The sequence below is a fragment of the Bacillus cereus group sp. N21 genome (assembly GCF_016483395.1).
GTDB lineage: Bacteria > Bacillota > Bacilli > Bacillales > Bacillaceae_G > Bacillus_A > Bacillus_A pseudomycoides.
Genome location: NZ_JAEHBX010000431.1, coordinates 1 through 237, shown reverse-complemented (window position 1 = coordinate 237; position 237 = coordinate 1). Strand labels below are relative to the sequence as shown.

Here is a 237-nt window from a genome sequence, read left to right as displayed (position 1 = left end):
AACATTATTTGCTGGACCAGAAATATTTTGACTCTCCTCTTTACCATCCAGTCTCGGCCATAATGAAATTGGAATTAGTGCTTCTGATGGTCCCATTCCCATAAACTCGTTATCTGATTTGTAGACACCGATAATTTGCATCGGTTGACCCTTCATTTCAATAATTTTACCGACTGGATTGGCATCCTTAAATACCTTTTCTTCCATTTGTTTACTAATCATGACAACGTTATTACC

1 protein-coding gene is annotated in these 237 nt (G+C 37.1%); it reads right to left on the bottom strand.

What is annotated here, in order from left to right; translation table 11 throughout:
- Window positions 1-237, bottom strand: a 237-nt coding sequence (locus JDS96_RS31515) for an ABC transporter permease (RefSeq protein WP_199669189.1), incomplete at both ends; no start/stop codon positions are given.